Here is a 6111-nt window from a genome sequence, read left to right as displayed (position 1 = left end):
TATATCTAATATCTGCTGAGCAACTACTTAGCCTATTTTAATAAGTAATAAATACAAATATTTTATTAAAACAGAATATAATAAAATCAAAGGTAATTTCAAAACGATATGATACTCCATAAGTAGACAAGGTAAATAACCAAAACTACTTATGGAGTTTTTTATTATTTGAAAATTTTAAGGAGGAATTAGAGTGGATGAAAATAATAGATTTTGATTTTCAATAGGATTAAGCCAATTTAAGGTCTGAATTGAAAGCCTGGTAGATCTATACAAATATCTTTTCATCTGATTAATTATTTTTTCAAGCTCTTACATACTTTTGATACTTTTTGCCCTATTTATCTTCAAACATGGCTAAATTTGTAAAAGTCAATTCTTCTGTAGATGCTCTATATACTGATTTTAAATCTTTCATTACTCCTTTTATATCTTTGAAATATACATATTTGGAGAGATTTCTTATTTGATGGATTATACATTTTTGTATCTCTGCTTTTGGATATACAACTTCTATTACTTGTGGTTTAAAGAATCCTTTTCTATCTCTTAGAATACTTAAGTCTATATATCCATAGGATTATTTAACAGTTTTTTTGCTTGAAGTGTTTCTTGCATTAAAGGTTAATGGATTTTCATCATATTCATAGGGTAAATGAGCATCTAATTCAGCTTTTAATATTTGTTTCATTGTATCACGTAAAAGATCTTTTAGAGCTTTTTGCAGGTCATATATTACTTCTGGTTGAAATTCTTCAATTAACATCTTAGATATTTTGTTTAACTTTGTTTATGGTCTCTTTCTTGGCATAAAAATTCCTCCTGATTAGTTATTGTTTACCATAATCAGGAGGTTATATACACAAAATTTTACACAATCTCGAAGAACTGTAAAAAAAAGTAGACTTTGATTTACAGATAAAAACCTATAAATCAAATATCTGCTCAACATTTAATAAATCCATTAAATCCATAATAAAGTTCATAATAAACCTATTTTAAATATTATACTACAAAGCGGAATTCAAAGTCTAAAATTCTTGACATTTTAACCCTAGATTTGTTTACATTAAGGGCAAGAAAAGGAGAAATAATAGAGCTTGGGAATAGGAATTGATTTATATAGAGCATTAAAGACAAAATTATATTTTATGAGTTGCTATTTGTAATTTTTAAATTTATAAAAGTCTGTTAATAGAAGTTGAATTAATTAAAAGAATAGGAGTTAAATTGTTCAATAATAGTTACTTGTATAGAATTAGAATCTATTATTATTGGCTTGTATGAGTCAAGGTAATAAATATATTATGCAAAGAAATTGAAAAATAGCTGAATTTTTCTTAATTGATTATTGAAGAAATAAAATTTAAGAGAGGTTTTTTGAAAAAAGAAGATTTTTGTAGATATGGTATCAAAGGATTTAAAAGAAATAGATAAAAACGACGAACTAATAGGGAAAAGGTTTGGGAAACTAAAAGTGATATCTGTTTATAAAAAAGGCAAGTACAAAAAATGTAAATGTATTTGTGATTGCGGAAACACTATTGATGTATATTATAGTAATCTTGTTTCAGGGAGGACAGTGAGCTGTGGATGTAGAGGAGCGGAGATTGCCAATAGTTATAAAAACATAGTAGGGAAAATATATCACGACCTTATAGTTGAAGAGAAAACTGAAAAACGTGAAGATGGTTTAATAGTTTGGAAATGTAGGTGTCTTAAATGCGGAAAATACATTGAAGCCACTAAAAAGCAATTGGACAGAGGATATGTCAAAGACTGCGGGAATCATAAATATGAAGATTTATTAGGGCAAAAATTTGGAGAGCTTACAATTATCTCATTTGATAAAAATAGAGAAAAGTACCTTTGTCTATGTTCTTGCGGTAAGTATACTTATGTATCCAGATCCAACCTAATCAGCGGACATACACTTAGTTGTGGGCATCTTAGTAATGAACGCAAATATAACTATGTAGACGGAGCTTTACCATACTTACTAACGGGAAAGATTCCATCAAATAATACCAGTGGAGTAAGAGGTGTCAGTCAAACTAAAAATGGAAAGTGGATTTCTTATATTACATTAAGAAGAAAGAGATATACACTTGGAACATTTAAGAAAAAAGAAGATGCTATCAGAGCTAGAAAGAAAGCTGAGGAAGAACTATTTCAGCCGATTTTAGAAAAAGCAAATAATCAAGAGAATCTATAAATTATTAAAATCAATCTAAACTTAATTTTTACATATGGGAAATAAAATACTTAACTAAAAATATTAACGCAAGCATATTGATTATCTTAAAGAGCATGATAATGTAAAAAGTGATGAAATATTGCTGTGTATAATACTTGGGATATCGACATTAAATAGAATGGTAAGAATGAGTAAGTTCAAAATTTAATAAAATTTTAAATCTTTCTTATTTTCTTCTTAGTTGAAGTGATATTATAGGCTAATATATAATAATGGCATATTTATTAAGGGGTGATTATGTGAGAGAATATATAAAAGTAGAAGTTTATATACCTGAAGAGAATGTCATAAAGTTAGTCAATGCTCTTAATGAGGAAGGAATCCTTAGAGATGGAAATTATGACTATGTATTTGCAACTTCAAATGTCACTGGTCACTTTAGACCTATTGAAGGGGCAAATCCATACACCGGAGAAATTGGCGTAGTTAGTGAAATAAGGGAAGTAAGATTAGAGTTTAGAATAAGGTCTGCGGAACTGGATTTTGTAAAAGATGTAATTAAAGAGTGTCATCCTTATGAAGAACCGGTTGTAAATTATTTAGAACTATTATAAGAGATGTAAATTTTACTGTATCAAAAAAATCCAAAAGCTTTGTTGCTTTTGAAGTCTTTTTGATACAGTTTTTTTGTTAGAATTTTGAAACAGAAACTGTATTTTTACTGGCGTTATCTTTATCCATAACTTTATTGGATATCCAACCTTGATATCTTTCTCCTGTTGAAGAGTCGAGTGCCTCTACTTCACACCAAATGCGTTCTATCCCTTCAATTTTTGTATTTTTTACATATAGATCGGAATCAATTGGCAACGTAGTTACAATTTCAGATTCAATAGAAGGAGATGTACGTAAATTGGCTTTATCTGTCTGTACTTTTTGGAAAGTGTGTAATAGATTGTTTGCTATATTAGACATTTCAGCACGATTTTTTTTGTACTCGGGAGATTCTTCAATATCATAAGGGTTTTGTTTTACATAATCCGAAGATGATTTTATAGAGCTTAGAAGTGAAGATGCTTCTGCGGATTCCGGTAATATTTCTTGTAGGGATAATAATATATTCACGGCTTCGTAAGGGTCTCCATTTTCTATACGGTTTTTTGCTCTATTTATAACGAGTTCTTCTATTTCACTTATTTTATCTTGAGCTTCTTGATAGTGTAAGTCCTCAGGTAATACTTTTTTATAGTTTATTAAGGCTGCAGTATAGTTTTTTTCATCAAAATATGTTTTAGCTCTTGAAAATAGATTATCTGATTCCATGAGTTTTTCAGCTTTTTCTATTAAAGGTTGAGTTTCAAATTTATCTGAAGGTTGTATTTTCTCTAGCAGTTGAACGGCTTCTTGATATTTCCCTTTGGCTATATAATCTTTTGCTTTATAAAAATTATTTGACTGATTAAAATTCATTATTAGATGTGAAATTAATATAAATATAATTAAAGACACAGTAACTAAAAGGGTATTTGTGAGAACTTTATTTTTACTTTTGCTCTTATCTTCATCTTCATTAATTCGAGTAGTTGCCAATACATCTGTAGAAGGAGCAATTTTTGTAAGATGTGTCTTAGTTAGATTTTCAGTTAAGGCTTTTTTTCCTGCTTCAGAAAAGTTTATAGTTTGAGAAAGCATATTTAGTATCTTCATATTAACCAGCGACTCGGTCAAATTATTTAGTACAAAATATTTATTTCTGTGACAGTGTCTACACTCCTGAACGTCTGAAGGGTTTACAGCACCACATACGCACTTCCAAGCAACTCTTAAATTTTCACCATAAGCTATTATGTCATTACCAAGCAAATTGTTTATTTTAATTTGTTTGTTTTGAGGAATAACAGCTAAGCTGTATGAAATTTCTTCGGAGGCATCGTAGACATGGTTTTTACCCCCAAGGTGAGTGATTTCTCTAATTCTTACTTCTAAACCACGAGCATCAACAAATCTCTGGTCTATTTTAAATGGTTCTACATAGTAAATTTTTTCTGGAAGCACTTCAATAGATTTTGAAGTATAGAAAAATTCACTTGAATTAAATAGAAAATTACCGTATATATCTTTGTATTTAACTGAAAAAGTTATATCTGAAACAACTAAATTGCCTATATTTAATATATCAAATGCAATGCTTAAATCGTTAGTCAGCTCCGCGCGAATTATTTGTAGGTGGTGATTCGGGTTTGTACTGACTACGGTAGGTAATGTTTTAAAATCTTCCATTTCTACCTCCTTTGTAAAAATTATATATTAGGGACTTTATAATTTCAATTGGCACGATTGTAATGATTTAGTGAGTTTGATAAAATTAAAATATGTTTGGAGGTCAATTTTGAAATGTAGAACTATAGAAATAAATGGTGAAGAGATATTTTATAGAGAAAAGGGCACAGGTCCGATTTTATTATTGATACATGGCAATATATCTTCTTCAATCTTTTTTACAGAGATGATAGAAGAATTATCTAAAGAGTATAGAGTTATAGCTCCTGATTTAAGGGGGTATGGGAATAGTTCTTACAATAAGAAAATAAATAGTATATCTGAATTTGCAGATGATATTAGAGAGTTTGTAATAGAATTAGATTTAAAAGAATTTTACATATTGGGTTGGTCATTGGGTGGTGGAATTGTAATGGAATTATGGGGGATCAAGACCTAAAGTTCAGAGTGAAAAAAGCTATACTTATGGCGTCCATAGGAGTGTATGGTGCTGAACTTCCACTGACAACGGGAATGAAGGGCATTGGCAATCAAATATACAATGTTAATTTTACTCTAACTCAAAGTTTAGTTAAATATAATCCGATAACTTCTTTTTTAGAACATGCTAATGAAGCTATAAAGTACAGGGGAATGAGTGGAATACTGAAGAGCTTGGTATATACAGAAAATTATCCGGGTGATGAGATATATGATAGAAATTTACAAGATACTGTAAAACAAAGATGCTTGTCTGAAGCTGGGAATGCAGTTGGAAATTTTAGATTTAACAAAACAATTAGAGAGAATATACCGATTTTAATTGTTCATGGCACTGGAGATAAGGTTGTGGATTCATTGATAGCTAAAGTAAATAAAAATTATTTTTCCAAACAAGCTGAGCTGATAATGTACGATAACTGTGGACATGCTATAATGACGGATAAATATGAAGAGTTAATTAAAGATATAAGGAATTTTTGCAAATAAAATAAATTATTAAAATAAAGAGGTTCAAGATGAAGATGTTTTTAAAAATAGTTTTATTACTAATATTTATTATAGTACCTTTTGGCACATTTTTAATTGAATCTTTTAGAGAAATACCTGAAGATGTTTCATACAAGAGTTTAGAGCACCACGGAGATTTTAACTTTTTATATGATTTAACTTATTCTGACATCAAAGGAGACAGAAAGTCGGAACAGGAAATTTTTTCAAATGTATATAAATTAATAGATGAGGCAGAAAACTTTTTATTGTTAGATTTTTTCTTATTTAACGATGATTACGACAAGGATAAGTATGATATGCCGTCGCTTTCAAATGAACTTACAGAAACTCTTTTGAAGAAAAAAGCAAAGAATCCTAATTTGCCTATAGTGTTGATAACAGACCCTATAAATACTTTTTTGGTGGATATATGCCGGAGAACTTCAGAAAGTTAAAAGAGGCCAACATAGAAGTTTTGGTTACTGATTTAGATGCAATAAAGGATTCAAATCCTTTATATACAAGTTTTTATAGAGCATATTTTAGAAATTTACCGTCCGGTAAAGGGAAGTTTCTTCCGAATTTATTTATAAAGGGAGAAAAAGTCTCTATTTCAGAATATACAAAGCTTTTAAATTTCAAAGCCAATCATAGAAAAGTTG

The 6111-nt window shown here is 29.3% G+C and carries 9 protein-coding genes; 6 read left to right on the top strand and 3 right to left on the bottom strand.

Annotation, left to right across the window (positions count from 1 at the left end; translation table 11 throughout):
* Positions 1 to 337: 337 nt before the first annotated feature.
* The gene (locus tag DYE58_RS11480; RefSeq protein ID WP_257009187.1) at positions 338 to 556 is read right to left on the bottom strand and encodes a transposase; all 219 of its coding nucleotides are present in this window, start codon (positions 554 to 556) and stop codon (positions 338 to 340) included.
* A 24-nt stretch (positions 557 to 580) separates the two neighbouring features.
* On the bottom strand, positions 581 to 766 hold the full coding sequence (locus tag DYE58_RS11475; protein ID WP_004820766.1) for a transposase: 186 nt from the start codon (positions 764 to 766) through the stop codon (positions 581 to 583).
* Between the two features lie 639 nt (positions 767 to 1405).
* Between DYE58_RS11475 and DYE58_RS10955 the strand changes: the two genes are divergently transcribed.
* The gene (locus DYE58_RS10955) at positions 1406 to 2215 is read left to right on the top strand and encodes an AP2/ERF family transcription factor (protein WP_004819552.1); all 810 of its coding nucleotides are present in this window, start codon (positions 1406 to 1408) and stop codon (positions 2213 to 2215) included.
* Positions 2216 to 2469: 254 nt separating this feature from the next.
* Entirely contained in the window at positions 2470 to 2811 is a 342-nt protein-coding gene (locus DYE58_RS10950) for a YqfO family protein (protein ID WP_004819550.1), read from the top strand.
* Positions 2812 to 2887: 76 nt separating this feature from the next.
* On the opposite strand, the gene DYE58_RS10945 is transcribed toward DYE58_RS10950, so the two are convergent.
* A complete protein-coding gene (locus DYE58_RS10945) occupies positions 2888 to 4477 on the bottom strand; it encodes an SH3 domain-containing protein (RefSeq protein ID WP_004819548.1) in 1590 nt (529 codons plus the stop codon).
* Positions 4478 to 4586: 109 nt separating this feature from the next.
* Here DYE58_RS10945 and DYE58_RS10940 point away from each other — a divergent pair, with 109 nt between their 5' ends.
* The 4 genes from DYE58_RS10940 to DYE58_RS10925 form a co-directional block, all read left to right on the top strand.
* On the top strand, positions 4587 to 4916 hold the full coding sequence (locus DYE58_RS10940; RefSeq protein ID WP_172463351.1) for an alpha/beta fold hydrolase: 330 nt from the start codon (positions 4587 to 4589) through the stop codon (positions 4914 to 4916).
* Positions 4898 to 5446: an alpha/beta hydrolase gene (locus DYE58_RS10935; RefSeq protein WP_115312368.1), complete on the top strand. Its 549-nt coding sequence runs from the start codon at positions 4898 to 4900 to the stop codon at positions 5444 to 5446. Before DYE58_RS10940 ends, DYE58_RS10935 begins: the two co-directional genes overlap by 19 nt.
* Before the next feature lie 29 nt (positions 5447 to 5475).
* Positions 5476 to 5904: a phospholipase D-like domain-containing protein gene (locus DYE58_RS10930; RefSeq protein WP_115312367.1), complete on the top strand. Its 429-nt coding sequence runs from the start codon at positions 5476 to 5478 to the stop codon at positions 5902 to 5904.
* Positions 5880 to 6111: phospholipase D-like domain-containing protein (locus tag DYE58_RS10925; RefSeq protein ID WP_484237531.1), on the top strand; the 232-nt coding region annotated here is incomplete at its 3' end. The genes DYE58_RS10930 and DYE58_RS10925, both read left to right, overlap by 25 nt.

It is taken from the genome of Peptoniphilus indolicus, from assembly GCF_900454665.1.
In the GTDB taxonomy this organism is placed as follows: Bacteria; Bacillota; Clostridia; order Tissierellales; family Peptoniphilaceae; genus Peptoniphilus; species Peptoniphilus indolicus.
The sequence above is the reverse complement of the archived record's forward strand: the minus strand, read 5'-3'. Positions and strand labels throughout refer to the sequence as shown.